The organism is Caulobacter sp. SRI_014 (genome assembly GCF_057586315.1).
This window is the reverse complement of the sequence record NZ_JBYCZQ010000013.1, coordinates 120,780-137,180: the sequence shown is the minus strand read 5'-3', so window position 1 is coordinate 137,180 and position 16,401 is coordinate 120,780. Positions and strand designations below refer to the sequence as shown.

The following is a 16,401-nucleotide window of genomic DNA, read 5'->3' as shown; positions in this document are numbered from 1 at the left end:
TGCCCGGGGCCTTGGCGGGGCTGGTTTTTCGCTGGCGCCAGGGCGGCGTGGGATAATGGTCTGGCCGCTTCGATAAGCCGGCCCCCTCCCCTCTTCGCCCCTCCGGAGCCGCCATGACCGCGACAGACGCACCCTCGCCCCAGCCGCGCGCGCTGAGCCCGCAACAGCTCCGTTTCGTGCAGGAATTGCGGCGCGACGGCCAGGCCACGCCGGCGGCGCGCCGGGCCGGCTACAGCCAGCGGTCCGCCCGCTGGGCCGCCTACCGGCTGATGCGTGATCCCCGCGTCCAGGCCCTGCTGGCGCCGCCGCCCGCCCCGGCCCCTAGCCCCGACCCGGACGCCTACGTCCCGGCCGACAAGGTGACCGGCGCCTGGGCCCTGGCCGAGCTGAAGGCGGTGGCCGCCGGCAACATCCTCGACTTCGCCATCGTGCGGCCGGACGGCGCCCTGGAGGTCGACCTAGCCCGGCTGGAGCGCAGCCGCACCGCCGCCGTGCGCGAGGTCACCGTCCTCGAGAAGATAGCCCCCGACGGCGCCGTCACCCGCCTCACCCGCCTGAAACTGGCCGACAAGTCCCTGGCCCTGGCCCGGCTGCTGCGCGCTGCCAACCTGCGGCTGGAGGGCCATCTGGAGGGCGTGCGGATGGGCCAGGACGCGGTGGCGCGGCTGGACGAGAAGGTGTTCCTGCGGTGGTTGAAGCGCAGGCGGGAGGAGCAGGGGCTGTGACGGGGACGCTTGGAGAGGAATGAGGCGGCGCGCGGCGACGACGACCCGGATGGGGAGGGCGTCTCGACGCGGGAGCGGGTGGCCATCCCCTTCGCCGGGAGATGGCCGTGGACCACCACAACATCGGCGACGACGACGTGGCGGCCATGCGGCGGCTGTTCACCGACGCGGCGTTCCTGGAGCTGTGGCGGGGCAGTCCGTCGGCTTTGGCCGGGTGCTGGCGATGCTGCAGCCGGAGGTGGCGAGTTGTCCGGTGTGAGGGGGGGACGTTGGAATGCGGCCGAGAAACAGATGGGTTGAGGGAGAGAGGCGGCGCTGGGGATGTCGACATCCAGAGACTCAGCCTGATGGGGACCGCTCGACAGTTTCAACTTTATGGTTAGAGTCCCTCATCTGTTCGCGCGGGGGCCACATTGAAGGCAATCTTCGATACCAAGCCGAACTCCGGCTATGACGACGCAATCGTCGAGCGGTACCATTTTCCAACTCAATCCAATTACCTGTCGGCAGCGCAGGCTGCGGTGGATGACTGGATCGTCTACCGAGAACCACAACGGAACGGCGGCAGACGCGCCTACATCGCTGTCGCGCGGGTTTTGGCGATCGAGCCCGATCGTAGCAGGTTGAACCACGCCTACGCTGTCATCCGGGACTACCTACCCTTCGACCGGCCGGTACCTTTTGCGAGACGAGACGCTGGATACTGGGAGACGCCGCTTCGCGGCATCGCGGAGGCCAGTCGCGTCGGAGCGGCACTTCAGGGCAAGGCGATGCGACCATTGAGCGACGCCGACTTCGCCGCCATCGTCGCCGCAGGTCTTGCTGAAACGCTGTCGCCGCAGAATGCATTGCGGTTGGGCTTGGGCGATGTACCAATGCCTGGTGTCACCGATGATGGCGCACCGTTTGAGTTCGATGCCACGCCCGGCGAAGATCAGGTACGCCGCATCGAACAGATGCTGGTCAACCGCAAGATCCGGGACGCAAACTTCCGTCACCAGGTCTGTGAGGCCTATGGAGACCGCTGTGCGGTCACGGGCCTGCGGATAATCAACGGAGGCGGCAGATCAGAGGTGCAGGCGGCCCATATCTGGAGCGTCGGCGACGGGGGTCCAGATGTGGTCCAAAATGGTTTGGCCCTATCGGGAACCGTCCATTGGCTCTTCGACCGCCATCTGATCTCTCTGACCGACGAGTATCGCCTGCTCGTATCTCACAACAAGGTGCCGGCCGAACTTCGTGTGCTGTTCGAGCGCCAGATGGATCGAATCCATTTGCCTCAGGACCCGCGCCTGTGGCCGCACCGCACCTATGTGGAGCGGCATCGCGATCGGTTCATGGCGGCATGAGACGGAAGCCAGTTTAGACGTCTGGTGGGACCGACGGGGGATGAAGATGCGGCTCTATGTCGGGGTCACTGATTTCAATTGGTATGAACTTCTGAGCGGGCGGGCCTTCGATGAGGTCAACTTCTGGTCGCCCGGCGGGGCCAGCCTCAAGGTAGTGCAACCCGGTGCACTGTTCCTGTTCAAGCTCAAGGCGCGGTATGGGCACGCAATCGTCGGAGGCGGAGTATTCGCCCACGACACTTTGTTGCCTCTCTCCTTAGCTTGGCAAACCTTCGGTGAGCGCAACGGCGTCGAGTCCCTGGACTCAATGCGTGCCCGGATCGGCAGATATCAGTCGGCGGAAGCGCGGATGCGCCGCGATCCAATCATCGGGTGTCGCCTTCTTCAAAGCCCGTTCTTCTTCGACCGCGACGCCTGGTTTCCCGCTCCGCCAAGCTTCCCGGTCAACACCGTATCGGGCAAGTCCTATGCGCTCGAATCCGCAGAAGCGATTTACCTTAGCCGGGCGCTGGAGGAACGGCTTCCCTGGGGGGCGCTCGATGCGCAATCGGTCGATGCGATGGCGCCGGGATTGCGGGAGCGCACGGGGAAGCCGCAGTTGTCGCTACCGCGCCTCGGCCAAGGGTCATTCAGGATCGCGGTTTTGGATAGCTTCGGCCGCCGATGCGCGGTGACCGGAGAACGGACGCTCCCCATCCTGGATGCGGCCCATATCCGACCCTGGAACGCGGGTGGCGATCACACGCCGGGAAATGGACTGCTCCTACGGACCGACGTGCATCGTCTATTTGATCTTGGCTACGTGACGGTGAGCCACGACCATCGGTTCGAGGTCAGCCCCCGACTGCGGGAGGACTATGAGAATGGCAAGGAGTACTACGCCCTGCATGGGCGCGAACTGAGGCGACCGGACGATCTGACATTCTTGCCCTCGCCCGAGGCTCTTGATTGGCATCATTCGAACCGGTGGGCAAACCCCGGCGCATGAATAAAGTCCGCTGTCACCGAATATCAGCGTACCTTGATCGTGCAGGTCAGCCCTTCCGAAAGACGGTCGGCAGACTTGCTTGGGGGAGCTATGCTTGGTTCGGGTCCGAGCCTAATGCTTGTTCGCCTTCAGCGATAGTCCCGCGCATATCGTGGAGCGCTAACGGCCATGGCGGACCTACTTGGAACCGCAGCCTCGACGCAGAATGCCTCACGCCCTAAGCGCATTCGGGAGACTCTTTACAACCTGGCATAAACGGGGTTCGATGAACTGAGGAACCGTCGACAGACCAGTCTCGGCGTGAGGGGGAAAATGCCGAATGTATAGCCCAGCAATAAGAGGCGTTGTAGTTTTGCTGGCGCGCACCGACAGGCGTTATTTATCCCAATTTCTCGATGAATGGATTCCCCAAGGAAACTCACCACGCATTCGCGACAATAAATACACTTGGGAGGAAAAAGTAAGCGTCGATTTCGCACCAACAGCTTGGAGCAAAACTCAGTCGGCACTTCAGATCCAATGCGTTAACCTGATTGAGGAAATTGGTGAAATAGAAGGATATGTAGGGCTCGTAATAGCTAGCTCCTTTATTAGCATGGCGCAAACTATTCTAAACGGTCTAGAAGACTTTCTGCCAGATTCCAATTCACTTTTAATGCCTCACGTCGATTTTCCTAGCTTTTGCCAACAATACATAAGTAAGAAAAACGATTCCTTATCCGGCATTACGAACGCCCTGATGAATCCACTTCAAATGAAGTCATTCAACAATTTTTCTATAATCAATGTGTCAACACGCTCCAGTTCGTTTGGTGTTGATCGATTCATTCCCATAGATGATAGCGACGATGATGTTGTCGTTCTTAGCGGTCGTGTTGTTGCCAAATTTCGCCGGACTATAACGACCGTTGATGGTCGAAAGGATTATTGGGCTACAGAATTATCAAACTATTTTGAGGATCTTCCATTTTCGGCAAATTCCGATCCGTCCAATTCGAAGAACCCCTTCTCGGAGGTGGCGAGCGTAAAGCTTGAGACTGCGGATGGGGTAATAAAGGTGGATTCTGACTTCTCGGTGCGAGCCGAGGATTTGAGTGAAACGATCAACCAGTTTTCGGAACGAATTCGACATGTCTTTACAGCGTTAGGCCCCTTTCTTTCTCTGTCAGGTGGCGGAGGTGGAAATCAGCAAGTTGACGACGAGGATTGGCAATCAAATCTCGGAGCCAGCGATCAATCGTTCGAACAGTGATTTACGATGCAGAAGCAGCAACATTCCACGAGCCAAGATCATGGCGTTGCGCTCGACGCAACCATCTCGCCAAACCCCTGCAAGGGAGGAGCAGATCAGGCAGCCGAACACGTCGCAAAGGTAGGCAATCGTCGCGGCCAAGCCCTCCACGAGGCTGAAATCCATGTTCGGTCTCAATGCGGAAAAGTATCAGTAAACGGAACTTCAAACTATATTCGATTTCTAGGAATCGTCCGCGGAGACTCGTTGAAGAAGATTGAGTCGACCATCGGCACCTCGGGAGTGCAGCCGCCAGTTGGCATCCGGGTGATGACTACATTGACGTTCTACGACTCAACCCAGCAGATGGGGGATAGCTTTCATGGAAATAAGGAAAGCAGGAAGGCGGAAACTTTTCTGGACACGTTTTAGACATGCTGTCCCTTCCGACGATCGCCATATCTTTAGTGCCAACGGTGTTGCACATAATCGACAAGCTTTTGGAGCTGTCTCCGGTTCTTGATGAACGCGCGCTTCGAGCAGAGATGGCGTCGGACCCAAGACCATTTATCCAGGAATTGGCGACTCATGATGCTCGGTACGATGCCGTATCAAGATGTTTCCAATTTCGGAAAGAGACACATTTTATATTTTCTATTTCAATATTTAACTTGCTGGCTCTCTATGCGGCAGACATCCAACAGTCGAACGATTTTCAGAAAATATCGCTTTCCACGTTAATCGGAGTGCTGATAATTGGGGTATTTATAATCTGCTTTTTTATTTATTTGCTGCGCCGAAGATATTCTTTGGCTGAAAGACATCCCTTGATTGTTTGGTCAATTCTAGCCTGGTCTCAGTTCTTCGTGGTGATCATAAATTCAGCCATTCTGCACGCGTCATCATCTGGGCACGGGGCCGTGCCGTCCCCTTCAGCGTAAGAAATCCCTCACTTCCTGAAGAAATCAAACACCCGCTGCGCCAGCTGCGCGCTCACCCCCTCCACCTTCGCCAGGTCCTCGGCGCTCGCCCGGCTCACCCCCCGGGCGCTGCCGAACGCATGCAACAGCGCCTTCTTCCGCCCCGGGCCGACGCCGTCGATCTCGTCGAGCGGGTTCTTGACCATCTCCTTCGACCGCTTCGCCCGGTGCGTGCCGATGGCGAAGCGGTGGGCTTCGTCGCGGAGGCGCTGGAGGTAGTAGAGGATCGGGCTGCGGGGTTCGAGCATGAAGGGGGCGGCGGCGCCGGGGAGGAAGAAGCGCTCCAGGCCGGCGTCGCGGTCGGGGCCCTTGGCGACGCCGACGACGGGGATGTCGTCGACGCCGAGGTCGGCCATGATCTCCAGGGCGACGCTGAGCTGGCCGGCGCCGCCGTCTAGCAGGACCAGGTCGGGACGGGGCGCGGTGAGGTCGCCGCCGGCCTCCTCCTCCTTGACCAGGCGGGAGAAGCGGCGGCGCAGGACCTCCTTCATCATGCCGAAGTCGTCGCCGGGGGTGAGGTCCGCGCCCTTGATGTTGAACTTGCGGTACTGGTTCTTCTGGAAGCCCTCGGGGCCGGCGACGATCATGCCGCCGACGGCGTTCGTGCCCATGATGTGGCTGTTGTCGTAGACCTCGATGCGTTCGGGCGGGCCGTCGAGCTTGAAGGCCTCGGCGACGCCGTTGAGGAGCTTGGCCTGGGCGCTGCCTTCGGCCATGCGGCGGCCCAGGGCCTCGCGGGCGTTGGTCAGGGCCTCGTCGACCAGGCCGCGCTTTTCGCCGCGCCGGGGCTGGGCGATCTCGACCTTGCGGCCGCCCTTCATGCTGAAGGCCTCTTCGAGCAGTTCGATCTCGAAGGGGGTGTGGGAGACGAGGATCAGCTTGGGGATGGGCTTGTCGTCGTAGAACTGGCCGATGAAGGCGCCCATGATCTCGGCGTCGGTGTCGGACTTGTCGATGCGGGGGAAGTAGGCGCGGTTGCCCCAGTTCTGGCCGGCGCGGAAGAAGAAGGCCTGCATGCAGGCCTGGCCGCCCTCGGCGTGGAGGGCGAAGACGTCGGCCTCGTCGACGGTCTCGGGGTTGACGGTGGTTTCCTGGGCGACGGAGGCCAGGGCGCGGATGCGGTCGCGCAGGCGGGCGGCGAGTTCGAACTCCATGTCGTCGGAGGCGGCCTGCATCTGCTCGGACATGCGGGCCATGACGGCGCGGGACTTGCCGCGCAGGAAGGCCTCGGCCTCTTCGACCAGGTGGGCGTAGTCGTCGGTGGCGATCAGGCCGGTGCAGGGGGCGGCGCAGCGGCGGATCTGGTGCAGCATGCAGGGGCGGGTGCGGCTGTCGTAGACGCTGTCGCTGCAGGAGCGGAGGAGGAAGGCCTTCTGCAGGGTGTTGAGGGTGCGGTTGACGGCGCCGGCGCTGGCGAAGGGGCCGAAGTAGTCGCCCCGAATCGTGTGGGCGCCGCGGTGCTTGCGCAGCTGGGGGGCGGGGTGGTCGCGGCGGATGACGATCTCGGGGAAGGACTTGTCGTCGCGCAGCAGGACGTTGAAGCGGGGTTTCAGCTGCTTGATCAGGTTGATCTCGAGCAGCAGGGCGTCGGTCTCGGTACGGGTGGAGGCGAACTCCATGCTGCGGGTGAGATCGACCATGGTGGCGATGCGGTTGGTGTGGAAGCGGCCCTGGGCGTACTGGATGACGCGCTTTTTCAGGGAGCGGGCCTTGCCGACGTAGAGGCATTCGCCGTCCTCGCCGTACATGCGGTAGACGCCGGGGGCGTCGGGCAGGCGGTCGGCGTGAAACTTGATCAGGGCGGCGGCGCGCAGAGACGCGGCCTCGGTGCCAATCCCTTCTTCAGGGGGCAGGTTGTTGTCGGTCGGGGTGTCAGGGGTATCGCTCACGGGGAGTCATATAGGACGAGTCCCTGGCGTTGGCGCGGGGGGCTCATGCCATCGGATGGCAGCAGTGTCGGAACGGCTGCGTGTTCGTTGACCCCCTCACCCCGCTTGGCGGGGAGCTCCCCCTGAGGGGGAGCCTAGGCGCCGTCCAGCTCGATGCCGTTGCGGCGGAGCTGGCCGATCATGCGCAGGGCGTCCTGGTAGTTCTGCTCGACCATGCGCTTCTGGCCGGGTTCGGCCTGTTTGTCGGCGCAGGTGAGGATGCCGCTGCGGCTGACGCGCTTGACGAAGCCCTTGTCGATCAGGCGGCCGACACAGCGGCGGGTGGTCTCGTAGGGCATGTGCAGAGAGCCGGCCAGGGCGTGGACGCTGATCGGCCGGCGCAGGTCTTCCGGCACGATGGTGTCGACGCCGGCGAAGCGGGCCGACAGGGCGGCGTCCTCGGTCAGTGGGCCCATGTTGGCCTGCAGGATGGCCATGTAGACGACGGCCAGGCTGTAGTCGTGGTCCAGCTGGGCGGCCACGGCGATCATGGTGCGCAGGGTATAGTCGCCACTGATCCGCGCCACCGCGCGGGCCTGGGTCTTACGTAGCTCGTCTCGCGACCGCATGGTCGAAACCCCCCGGTGGACGGCTCGGAAGACGCCCGGAATTGGGTTGAAATGGACGAACGCGGCACTATGCGTCCGAACTATACGCCTGAATGCGACTGAATGTGCGGATTTCAGATGGCGGGGACTGCCCCCAGACCCGCCGTCGTCGAACCGCTATGTAGTCTAGCCGACTCGGCGGACCCAGAAAGCGATCGCTTGCTCAAAATGGGTCAAGGACCGGGGACTCTTAGTCGTTTCGGATTATTCCGCCGCCTGAAGGTCGGCCGCCGCCTTCTCCTCGGCGGCCCGGGCCGCCTCGAGCTCGGCGGCCTTTTGCTCGACCAGTTCGACGATGTGGTCGACCATGGTCTCGTTGGACTGTTTGTGGTCGGGCTTGCCGGCCATGTAGACCATGCCGTGGCCGGCCCCGCCGCCGGTGAAGCCCAGATCGGTCATCAGCGCCTCGCCCGGGCCGTTGACCACGCAGCCGATGATGCTGAGCGACAGGGGGGTGGAGATGTGGGCCAGGCGTTCCTCCAGGGTCTCCACCGTCTTGATGACGTTGAAGCCCTGCCGGGCGCAGCTGGGGCAGGCGATGATGTTGACGCCGCGGTGGCGCAGACCCATCGATTTCAGGATGTCGAAGCCGACCTTGATCTCCTCGACCGGGTCGGCGGCGAGGCTGACGCGGATGGTGTCGCCGATGCCGGCCCACAGCAGGTTGCCGATGCCGATGGAGGATTTGACGGTGCCGGTGCGCAGGGCGCCGGCCTCGGTGATGCCCAGATGCAGCGGGCAGTCGATGGCTTCGGAGAGCTGCTGGTAGGCCGCGACGGTCATGAAGATGTCGGACGCCTTCACCGAAATCTTGAAGTCGTGGAAGTCGTGGTCCTGGAGGATGCGGGCGTGGCTCAGCGCGCTCTCGACCATGGCGTCGGGGCAGGGCTCGCCGTACTTTTCAAGCAGGTCGCGCTCCAGCGAGCCGGCGTTGACGCCGATGCGCATGGAACAGCCGTGGTCGCGGGCGGCCTGGATGACTTCGCGGACGCGGTCGGGGCTGCCGATGTTGCCCGGGTTGATGCGCAGGCAGGCGGCGCCGGCCTTGGCGGCCTCGATGCCGCGCTTGTAGTGGAAGTGGATGTCGGCGACGATCGGGACCTTCGAGGCGCGCACGATCTCCGGCAGGGCGGCGGTCGATTCGACATCGGGGCAGCTGACCCGGACGATGTCGGCCCCGGCCTCTTCCAGCTGGCGGATCTGGCCGATGGTGGCCTCGGCGTCAGCCGTCAGGGTGTTGGTCATCGACTGCACGGCGATCGGCGCGTCGCCGCCGACCGGCACATTGCCGACCATGATCTGGCGGGACTTGCGGCGCGCAATGTGACGCCAGGGGCGGACGAGGGTGTGGTCTTGGGCCATTGGCCCGTAACTTAAGCCCTCGACGCGCGTTCCCCAAGCGAAGAGCGTGTGCAGGGCCTCAAGAGAGGGTCTATCGGGGGCGTTAGATTTATTCCCATTCAGTTCGTAGGCTTTAACCGGCTAGGTCCGAACAACACTTCGCGAGGCCCTTCCCTTGAACGAACTTGTCCTGACCTTCCTGCTGTTCGTCGCGGTGGGCTTCGGCGCGCAACTCGTCGATGGCGCGCTGGGCATGGCCTATGGGGTGGTCTCCTCGACCGTACTGTTGGCCTTCGGCGTGCCGCCGGCCACCGCGTCCGCCAGCGTGCACGCGGCGGAGGTCTTCACCACCGCCACCTCGGCCGTCTCTCACGTCAGCCACAAGAACGTCGACTGGAAGATGTTCGTGCCCCTGGCCATCGCCGGGGTCATCGGCGGGGTGGTCGGCGCCTTCGTGCTGACCTCGATCGACGGCGCCCTCATCAAGCCGTTCGTCGTCGCCTACCTGGGGATCATGGGCGTGATCATCCTGTGGCGGGCCTGGAAGGGTCCGAGCAGCAAGTCGACCTCGCCCAAGCTGCTGGCTCCGCTGGGCCTGGTGGGCGGCTTCTGCGACGCGGTCGGCGGCGGCGGCTGGGGCCCGACGGTTACGAGCGCCCTGGTCGGCACCGGCACCTCGCCCCGCTACAGCATCGGCACGGTCAACACCGCCGAGTTCTTCGTCACCGTGGCCATCTCGGCGACCTTCGTCTTCGCCCTGGTTACCGGCAACTGGAAGGACGCCGACGATCTGGTCAGCCATGCCTCGGCGGTCGCCGGGCTGGTGGTCGGCGGCGTGGCGGCGGCGCCGCTGGCCGGCTGGGTGGTCAAGATCGTCCCGGTGCGGACCTTCACCTGGATCGTCGGCTTCGTCGTCCTGACGCTCTGCCTCTATCAAGGCCTGAAACTGTTCAGGGTGATCTGACGCCCACGGACGGTTTGTCACAAATCCTTCGTGAATTCGGTTTATCCGCCCCCGGATGATCAGGACCCCGACATTCTGCGCTGCCGCGCTGCTGCTGCTCGCCGCCCTGCCCGGCGCCGCCCGGGCGGCGGACAATCCGTGGGCGGTCCAGGCAACGCTGGCCAGCGAGTACATGTCCAAGGGAACGGGCAAGAGCGCGGGCGACCCGGTCTTCCAGGTCGACGCGCGGTATGACTTCAAGCCGGTCTACGCCGGGGTCTGGGGCTCCAACGCCGACACCCCGCAGGGCGGGGACTCCGAGCTGCATGCCTATGTCGGCGCCAGGCTGACGGCCGGCGAGGTCAAGTTCGACCTGCGGGCCATGGCCAAGACCATGCCCGGCACCCGGGACGGGGTGCAGAGCGAGTGGCTGGAGCTGCGGGCCGACGCGGCCATGCCTGTGGCGGGGACCGACCTGCGCCTGCGGGTCGAGTACAGCCCGGACAACTACGGCGCCACCGAAGCGGCCTGGTGGGTTGAGGGTCAGGTCAGCCGCAAGCTGGCCAAGGACTGGCGGGTTTCGGCCGCCTATGGCCTGCGGGAGCAGGACGGCGGGGCCGACTACCGCGCCTGGAACGCCGGGGTGACCTGGAAGGCCACCGACAAGCTGGCGCTGGACCTGCGCTGGTACGACACCGACAGCCACGAGCGGGGCGTCAACTATGACGGCCGCCTGTTCGCCTCGGCCACCCTCGCCTTCTAGCGATCGACGAAGCCGCTGAGCATCTGGCGCATGCGGCCCATGGCGTCGCGGGCCGGGCCGGTGACGCGCGGCAGTTCCTGATCAACCTGGGCGATGGCAGCCCCGGCCCCGCCGGCCGTGCGGGCGGCCAGGGTGGCGGCGCGGAAGTCGGTGACCGGGCAGGCGCCGCCGAAGGCCCACCAGCGTTTCTCGCCCTGGCCCTGCTGCAGCACACAGCGCCGGTCGGGGGCGAGGCTGAGCCAGACCACGGCCCGGAAGTCATCCAGCGCGGTGCCGGCGAAGTCGTCATGGCCGATCAGGCCGTTGCTGGCGGCGGTGGTGTCGATGCTTTCCAGGCCATCGACGAGAACCAGCTGGCGGGCGTCGCCGACGCGCCGCATGCCGTTGATCTGGGCCGAGAACATCAGCGCCTTGTCGCGGCTGGAGGCGTAGAGGGTGAAGCGCGCGCCGGTCTGGCGCACCCGCGGCCAGGCCTTGTCGAAGGCGTCGACGCCGACGTCGGGCGCGGCCAGCACGACCTCGTCGAACAGGGGCGAAGCGCCATAGGCCGGCGGGCCGATCTTCTGCAGGGCGTTGAGCAGCGGGCGGTTGCCCATCGAATGGGCGATCAGGGTGATGCGCTCGGCCCCGGTCCTGGTCGCCACATCCTGCAGGAAGGCGGCCAGGGCCTCGGCCTGGCGGTCGCTGTCGGCCTCCCTGGAGTCGTCGGCATAGCCGAAGACATCGCCGCGCGAGGGCCAGCTGTAGAGGATCGGCGCCCCGTCGAACTTCAGGTCGGCGGCCAGCTGGGCCGTGCGCAGGGCGCCGCTCTCGAAGCTGGAGTTGAAGCCGTGGACGAAGACGAAGACCTCCTTCTCCCGGGAGCGGCCGACGGCGCCGGCGACCTCGCCCAGGAAGCCATCACGGGTGCTGATCGGGGCCACGCTGGTCAGGATGAAGTGCTTTTCCGGGTCGGCCCGCAGGGTCAGGGTGAAGACCGACGGTGTCGGGATTTCACCCACCTGCCGGCGGCTGGGCACGCTGACCACCGCCTTGCCGTAGACCATCGGCCCGCGCTTGCCGCCGTAGAAGCTGGCCGGCAGGGCCGAGCCGGTCGGGCGGCGCTCGGTGGCGTAGTAGATGGTGACCTTCTGGAAGGGCTTGCGGTCATCCTCTGGTCTGGCTGCTGAAGGGGGCGGGCTCGGTGGCGGCGCGCCGGTCGGGGGCGATCCCGGAGGGGGCGGCGGCGGCGGAGGAGGTGGCGGCGGAGGGGGCGGCGGGATGTCGCCATCGCCGCCGAGATCGACGCCCCTGGCGGTCGCCGCCCTGGCATAGTCGACGGCGGTCTTGTCGAGGGCGGCGACCAGCGGATCCTTGGGGCCGAGCGCGCCGGTGGCGATGGAGGAGGCTTCCTCGACGTTCCAGACGGCGTCGGCGTACTGACCGTCGGCGAACTGGGCGGCGGCCAGCAAGCGGTGGAGCTCGATCAGCGAGGCGTGGCGCCGGCCCCGCGCCGCCCCCGCCACATCGATGGCTTCGAGGTAGGCCAGGGCGGCGGCCTTGCGTTTGCCCAAACGGCCGAAGGCCTTGCCGACCGCCGTGTAGTAGTCGACCACGGCGTCCGGACCGATGGCCTCCAGCGGCCCGGTGACCGACGGGTCCTTCCAGTCGCGCAACAGGGTCCCGGCGTCGCCCTTCTCGGCGGCGGCCATGACACCGGGCAGACTGGCGGCGGCGGCGGCCATCGGGGCGACCAGCACGGCCAGGGCCCCGAACAGTGCGATCAGTCTTTTCATGGTCCCCCGCCTCCTGGAGCGGAGAATAATCAACGACAGCCCCGCAGGTCATCCCCAGATGCGGGGTGCGCTCAGGCAGAACATGCTAGGAACATCGACATGACCGACGGCTTGATTCGCTGCCCCTGGCCCGGCGTGAAGGACCAGATCTACATCGACTACCACGACACCGAATGGGGTGTGCCCGAGTGGGACGCCCGGGCGCTGTGGGAGAAGCTGGTGCTGGACGGGTTCCAGGCCGGGCTGTCGTGGATCACCATCCTCAAGAAGCGCGAGGCCTTTCGCCTGGCCTTCGACGGTTTCGATCCGGAGAAGGTGGCCCGCTACGGCGAGGCGGACCGGGCCCGGCTGATGGCCGATGCGGGGATTGTGCGCTCCAACGCCAAGATCGACATGGCCATCAACGGCGCGCGGCTGTGGCTGGACATGCGCGAGCGGGGCGAGGACTTCAGCGCCTTCCTGTGGGACTTCGTCGATGGGGCGCCGGTGCAGAACCAGTGGACCTCGTTCAGGGAGGCGCCGGTCAAGACGCCGCAGGCCGAGGCCATGGCCAAGGCCTTGAAACAGAAGGGCTTCAAGTTTACCGGCCCGGTGATCGTCTATGCCTTCATGCAGGCGGTCGGGATGGTCAACGACCACCAGACGTCCTGTTTCCGCCACGAAGAGTGCCGACACCTCGCCCATGGCCCGAAAGCCTGACCTTCTGCTGGAACGCGCCTGCCCCGCCCCGGTCTGCGGGGTGGACGAGGCCGGGCGCGGGCCGCTGGCCGGGCCGGTCAGCGCCGGGGCGGTGATCTTCGATCCCGGCAAGCGGCTGCCCAAGGGGCTGAACGACAGCAAGAAGTTGAACCATCGCCAGCGGGAAGAGCTGGAGTTCGAGATCAAGCTGAAGGCGGTGGCGTTCGGGGTGGGGTTCGCGTCGGTCGAGGAGATCGCGCAACTGAACATCCTGCACGCCGCCGGCCTGGCCATGTGCCGGGCCATCGAGGCGCTGTCGGTGAAGCCGGTCTTTGCACTGGTCGACGGCAACTATCGGTTCAAGCTGCCATGCGAGGTGAAGACGGTTGTCGGCGGCGACGGGATCAGCGCGTCGATCGCCGCGGCCTCGATCCTGGCCAAGGTGGCGCGCGACCGGGTGATGGTGGCGCTGGACGCCGAGCACCCGGGGTACGGGTTCGCCAGCCACAAGGGCTATAGCGCCAAGAGCCATTTCGCGGCGTTGCGGGAGCTGGGGCCGTGTCCCCAGCATCGGCTGAGCTGGGGCGCGGTGCGGGAAGTGTGCGGCCTGCCGCCGCTGGTTCCGGAGTTGCCGTTCTAGATCCCCATCTGCCGGGCCGCGAGGTCGCGCATGATCTCCTCCGACCCGCCGCCGATCGCGTAGACCCGCACCTCCCGGTAGATCCGCTCCACCCGGCCACCGCGCATGTAGCCGTTGCCGCCCATGACCTGCATGGCCTCGCGGGCGCAGTATTCCATGGTCTCGGTGGCCTGGACCTTGAGCAGGGCGATCTCGGCGATGGGCTTCTCGCCCTGCTGTACTCGCCAGGCCAGGGTTTCCAGCCAGGACTGGGTGGCGTTGATGCGCTTGTACATGTCGGCCAGCTTGTGGCGGATGACCTGGTGATCGGCGAGACGCTTGCCGAAGGTCTTGCGCTCCTGGGCCCAGGCCAGGGCGTCCTCCAGGCAGACCTTGGAGAAGCCGATGGCGCCGGCGGTCATGCCAATCCGCTCGCTGTTGAAGTTGTTCATGATGCCGGCGAAGCCCTGGTTCTCGGCCCCGATCAGGTTCTCGACCGGCACGCGGACCTCGTCGAAGAACAGCGCGGCGGTGTCCGACGCCCACCAGCCCTGCTTCTTCAGCGGGGTGCGGGTGAAGCCTTCGCGGTCGCGTTCGATCAGCAGGAGCGAGACGCCGCCGGCCCCCTCCCCGCCGGTGCGTACGGCGACGGTGTAGTAGTCGGCCCGCATGCCCGAGGTGATGAACATCTTGGAGCCGTTGACGACGTACTCGTCGCCCTCGCGCCGGGCCGTGGTCTTGAGGTTGGCGACGTCCGAGCCGCCGGTCGGTTCGGTGATGGCCAGGGCGCTGATCTTCTCCCCCGACAGGACCTGCGGAATGATGCGGTCCTTCATCTCCTGGGTCCCGAGGTTGCGGATCGGCGGCAGGCCGATGCCGTGGCTCATCAGGCTGGCGTTGATGCCGCCGGCCCCGTGGCGGGCCATCTCGGTCGAGGTGACGATGGACATGAAGGGGTCGGTCGGGATGCCGCCGTATTCCTCGGGCCAGCCAAGGCGCAGCAGGCCGAGCTCCGAGGCCTTCCTGTAGAGCTCGCGGGGGAATTCGCCGGCCTCGTCCCACTGGTCGGCGAAGGGCATGATCTCCTTCTCGACCCATTTGCGCAGGGTGTCGCCCCAGGCGCGGTGGTGGTCCTGGTAGAAGGGGCTGAGGCGCGATTGGTAGAGATGGTCGAGGGCAGGCATGGTTTCTCCCGGAGGCCTCTCTGCGGAGGTGCTTGCAGCAGCATCCACGCTTTCCCCGCACGGAAGTCGAGAGGCGAGCGAAGTAAGGTTTCGCTAACCACGTCCCGTAACCCGGCCTTCACCACGACTCCCCGAGAATGATCGGACTCATTTTCAGGGGTTACCAATGGCGTTCGGGTCCGAGACCATCCTTCACGGCGACTGCATCGAGCAGCTGCGGGCCCTGCCCGACCGCTCCGTCGATCTGGTCTTCGCCGACCCGCCCTATAACCTCCAGCTCGGCGGCGACCTGCTGCGGCCCGACAATTCCAAGGTCGACGCCGTCGACGACCACTGGGACCAGTTCGAGAGCTTCGCCGCCTACGACAAGTTCACCCGCGAATGGATGAAGGAGTGCCAGCGCGTCCTCAAGGACGACGGCGCCCTGTGGGTGATCGGCAGCTATCACAACATCTTCCGCGTCGGGGTGGCGCTGCAGGACCTGGGGTTCTGGATCCTCAACGACGTGGTCTGGCGCAAGTCCAACCCGATGCCGAACTTCAAGGGCACGCGGTTCACCAATGCCCATGAGACCCTGATCTGGGCTTCCAAGAGCAAGGGCGGCAAGCGCTACACCTTCAACTACGACGCCCTGAAGGTGTTCAACGACGACACCCAGATGCGGTCCGACTGGACCATCCCCCTGTGCACCGGCGACGAGCGGGTCAAGAAGTCGGACGGCACAAAGGCCCACCCGACCCAGAAGCCCGAAGCGTTGCTGCACCGCGTCCTGCTGGCCACCACCAAGCCCGGCGACATCGTGCTCGACCCCTTCTTCGGCTCGGGCTCGACCGGGGCCGCCGCCAAGCGGCTCGGCCGCAAGTTCATCGGCATCGAGCGCGAGGCCGAGTACATCGCCGTCGCCAAGGAACGCATCGCCAAGGTGCAGCCGGTGGCGCCGCAGGACCTTGAAGTCATGGGCTCCAAGCGGTCCGAGCCGCGCGTGCCGTTCGGCCAGTTGGTCGAGGCCGGCCTGCTGCAGCCCGGCGACGAGCTGTGGTGTCCCAAGGGGCTCAAAGCCGCGCGGGTGCGGGCCGACGGCAGCCTGGCGGTCGGTGACCTGACCGGCTCGATCCACAAGATGGGCGCGATGATGGAGAACGCCCCGGCCTGCAACGGCTGGACCTACTGGCGCTTCAAGACCGACGCGGGCCTGGCCCCCATCGACGTGCTGCGCAGCAAGGTGCGGGCGGGGATGGCGGCCTAAGCCCTCAAAGTTCGTCATCCCGGCCGGAGCGCGCAGCGCGGAG

The 16,401-nt window shown here is 65.2% G+C and carries 15 protein-coding genes; 9 read left to right on the top strand and 6 right to left on the bottom strand.

Annotation, left to right across the window (positions count from 1 at the left end):
• Window positions 1-113: 113 nt before the first annotated feature.
• From AC2YG9_RS21015 to AC2YG9_RS21000, 4 genes are all read left to right on the top strand, one after another.
• A complete protein-coding gene (locus AC2YG9_RS21015) occupies window positions 114-725 on the top strand; it encodes a terminase small subunit (protein ID WP_487299953.1) in 612 nt (203 codons plus the stop codon).
• A gap of 413 nt (window positions 726-1,138) precedes the next feature.
• Window positions 1,139-2,074: an HNH endonuclease gene (locus AC2YG9_RS21010; RefSeq protein ID WP_487299952.1), complete on the top strand. Its 936-nt coding sequence runs from the start codon at window positions 1,139-1,141 to the stop codon at window positions 2,072-2,074.
• Window positions 2,075-2,120: 46 nt separating this feature from the next.
• Window positions 2,121-3,062 carry an HNH endonuclease gene (locus AC2YG9_RS21005; RefSeq protein ID WP_487299951.1) on the top strand — a complete coding sequence of 314 codons (942 nt, stop codon included), beginning with the start codon at window positions 2,121-2,123 and terminating at the stop codon, window positions 3,060-3,062.
• Between the two features lie 319 nt (window positions 3,063-3,381).
• On the top strand, window positions 3,382-4,314 hold the full coding sequence (locus AC2YG9_RS21000; protein ID WP_487299950.1) for a hypothetical protein: 933 nt from the start codon (window positions 3,382-3,384) through the stop codon (window positions 4,312-4,314).
• Here AC2YG9_RS21000 and AC2YG9_RS20995 read toward each other — a convergent pair.
• From AC2YG9_RS20995 to ispG, 4 genes are all read right to left on the bottom strand, one after another.
• Window positions 4,276-4,479 carry a hypothetical protein gene (locus tag AC2YG9_RS20995; protein ID WP_487299949.1) on the bottom strand — a complete coding sequence of 68 codons (204 nt, stop codon included), beginning with the start codon at window positions 4,477-4,479 and terminating at the stop codon, window positions 4,276-4,278. The genes AC2YG9_RS21000 and AC2YG9_RS20995 overlap by 39 nt on opposite strands.
• 763 nt (window positions 4,480-5,242) lie before the next feature.
• A complete protein-coding gene (gene uvrC / locus AC2YG9_RS20990) occupies window positions 5,243-7,162 on the bottom strand; it encodes an excinuclease ABC subunit UvrC (protein ID WP_487299948.1) in 1,920 nt (639 codons plus the stop codon).
• A gap of 134 nt (window positions 7,163-7,296) precedes the next feature.
• Window positions 7,297-7,770 (bottom strand): hypothetical protein, encoded by a 474-nt coding sequence (locus tag AC2YG9_RS20985; protein ID WP_487299947.1) that lies wholly within the window; start codon window positions 7,768-7,770, stop codon window positions 7,297-7,299.
• Window positions 7,771-8,013: 243 nt separating this feature from the next.
• Window positions 8,014-9,171, bottom strand: coding sequence for a flavodoxin-dependent (E)-4-hydroxy-3-methylbut-2-enyl-diphosphate synthase (gene ispG / locus AC2YG9_RS20980; RefSeq protein WP_487299946.1), 1,158 nt, complete (start codon window positions 9,169-9,171; stop codon window positions 8,014-8,016).
• Window positions 9,172-9,325: 154 nt separating this feature from the next.
• Here ispG and AC2YG9_RS20975 point away from each other — a divergent pair, with 154 nt between their 5' ends.
• Window positions 9,326-10,114, top strand: a complete 789-nt coding sequence (locus AC2YG9_RS20975; protein WP_487299945.1) for a sulfite exporter TauE/SafE family protein — start codon at window positions 9,326-9,328, stop codon at window positions 10,112-10,114.
• Between the two features lie 55 nt (window positions 10,115-10,169).
• Window positions 10,170-10,856, top strand: coding sequence for a TorF family putative porin (locus AC2YG9_RS20970; RefSeq protein ID WP_487299944.1), 687 nt, complete (start codon window positions 10,170-10,172; stop codon window positions 10,854-10,856).
• Here AC2YG9_RS20970 and AC2YG9_RS20965 read toward each other — a convergent pair.
• Window positions 10,853-12,631 (bottom strand): alpha/beta hydrolase, encoded by a 1,779-nt coding sequence (locus AC2YG9_RS20965; protein WP_487299943.1) that lies wholly within the window; start codon window positions 12,629-12,631, stop codon window positions 10,853-10,855. The two genes, AC2YG9_RS20970 and AC2YG9_RS20965, sit on opposite strands and share 4 nt — an antisense overlap.
• A 99-nt stretch (window positions 12,632-12,730) precedes the next feature.
• On the opposite strand from AC2YG9_RS20965, the gene AC2YG9_RS20960 reads away from it, so the two are divergent.
• Together AC2YG9_RS20960 and rnhB are read left to right on the top strand one after the other, a co-directional pair.
• Window positions 12,731-13,330 (top strand): DNA-3-methyladenine glycosylase I, encoded by a 600-nt coding sequence (locus tag AC2YG9_RS20960; RefSeq protein WP_487299942.1) that lies wholly within the window; start codon window positions 12,731-12,733, stop codon window positions 13,328-13,330.
• The gene (gene rnhB / locus AC2YG9_RS20955) at window positions 13,314-13,949 is read left to right on the top strand and encodes a ribonuclease HII (protein WP_487299941.1); all 636 of its coding nucleotides are present in this window, start codon (window positions 13,314-13,316) and stop codon (window positions 13,947-13,949) included. The genes AC2YG9_RS20960 and rnhB overlap by 17 nt, the downstream gene beginning before the upstream one ends.
• Here the strand turns inward: rnhB and AC2YG9_RS20950 are convergent.
• Window positions 13,946-15,112, bottom strand: coding sequence for an acyl-CoA dehydrogenase family protein (locus AC2YG9_RS20950; protein WP_487299940.1), 1,167 nt, complete (start codon window positions 15,110-15,112; stop codon window positions 13,946-13,948). The two genes, rnhB and AC2YG9_RS20950, sit on opposite strands and share 4 nt — an antisense overlap.
• Window positions 15,113-15,278: 166 nt before the next feature.
• On the opposite strand from AC2YG9_RS20950, the gene AC2YG9_RS20945 reads away from it, so the two are divergent.
• Window positions 15,279-16,358, top strand: a complete 1,080-nt coding sequence (locus AC2YG9_RS20945; protein ID WP_487299939.1) for a DNA methyltransferase — start codon at window positions 15,279-15,281, stop codon at window positions 16,356-16,358.
• Window positions 16,359-16,401: the final 43 nt, after the last annotated feature.

What these genes read in the sequence shown, in the direction of transcription:
- ispG (WP_487299946.1), bottom strand. Translation starts at nt 9,171, where the DNA reads ATGGCCCAAGACCACACCCTCGTCCGCCCCTGGCGTCACATTGCGCGC.
- AC2YG9_RS20995 (WP_487299949.1), bottom strand. Translation starts at nt 4,479, where the DNA reads ATGGATTTCAGCCTCGTGGAGGGCTTGGCCGCGACGATTGCCTACCTT.
- AC2YG9_RS21015 (WP_487299953.1), top strand. Translation starts at nt 114, where the DNA reads ATGACCGCGACAGACGCACCCTCGCCCCAGCCGCGCGCGCTGAGCCCG.
- AC2YG9_RS20950 (WP_487299940.1), bottom strand. Translation starts at nt 15,112, where the DNA reads ATGCCTGCCCTCGACCATCTCTACCAATCGCGCCTCAGCCCCTTCTAC.
- AC2YG9_RS21005 (WP_487299951.1), top strand. Translation starts at nt 2,121, where the DNA reads ATGCGGCTCTATGTCGGGGTCACTGATTTCAATTGGTATGAACTTCTG.
- AC2YG9_RS21000 (WP_487299950.1), top strand. Translation starts at nt 3,382, where the DNA reads ATGTATAGCCCAGCAATAAGAGGCGTTGTAGTTTTGCTGGCGCGCACC.
- AC2YG9_RS20945 (WP_487299939.1), top strand. Translation starts at nt 15,279, where the DNA reads ATGGCGTTCGGGTCCGAGACCATCCTTCACGGCGACTGCATCGAGCAG.
- AC2YG9_RS20960 (WP_487299942.1), top strand. Translation starts at nt 12,731, where the DNA reads ATGACCGACGGCTTGATTCGCTGCCCCTGGCCCGGCGTGAAGGACCAG.
- AC2YG9_RS20965 (WP_487299943.1), bottom strand. Translation starts at nt 12,631, where the DNA reads ATGAAAAGACTGATCGCACTGTTCGGGGCCCTGGCCGTGCTGGTCGCC.
- AC2YG9_RS20970 (WP_487299944.1), top strand. Translation starts at nt 10,170, where the DNA reads ATGATCAGGACCCCGACATTCTGCGCTGCCGCGCTGCTGCTGCTCGCC.
- rnhB (WP_487299941.1), top strand. Translation starts at nt 13,314, where the DNA reads ATGGCCCGAAAGCCTGACCTTCTGCTGGAACGCGCCTGCCCCGCCCCG.
- AC2YG9_RS20985 (WP_487299947.1), bottom strand. Translation starts at nt 7,770, where the DNA reads ATGCGGTCGCGAGACGAGCTACGTAAGACCCAGGCCCGCGCGGTGGCG.